Annotated in this window: 1 protein-coding gene; it reads right to left on the bottom strand. The window is 74.1% G+C overall.

The features are described from left to right. Positions 1–250, bottom strand: a 250-nt coding sequence (locus tag DEIPI_RS38610) for a GNAT family N-acetyltransferase (RefSeq protein ID WP_045233384.1), incomplete at its 3' end; no start/stop codon positions are given. Between the last annotated feature and the right edge of the window lie 128 nt (positions 251–378).

Genomic DNA, 378 nt, shown 5'->3' with positions numbered 1-378 from the left:
GCTCGCCGATGGCGATGCCGAAGCTCGCGCGGCCCACGCCCTCCTCGATGCCCGCGAGGTCCGTGTAGCCCACGAGCCGCCCGTCCACCTCCACGCCCCAGCGGCGGAAGTCCGGCCCGACCGACGCGAGCACGCCCTCCCACCACGCGAGGACCGTGGCGGGCGGCAGGTCCGGCGTCCAGTCCGTGGCGAGGCAGAACTCCCGGTCCCGGCTCCACGTCACGACGCTCGGCAGGTCGTCCGTGGTCATGGAGCGCAGGGTCACCCTCACGCGGGCAGCACGAACTCCGCGTCGAGGCGGTCCGTGAGGAACCACCACGCGGCGCCCTCCTCGACGCAGGCGGTGAGGTTGAGCTCGGCGCCGCCCTCGTGAAGGTC

It is taken from the genome of Deinococcus pimensis DSM 21231, from assembly GCF_000519345.1.
GTDB lineage: Bacteria > Deinococcota > Deinococci > Deinococcales > Deinococcaceae > Deinococcus_A > Deinococcus_A pimensis.
Note: the sequence above shows the minus strand (reverse complement) of the source record. Positions and strands in the feature narration are given on the sequence as shown.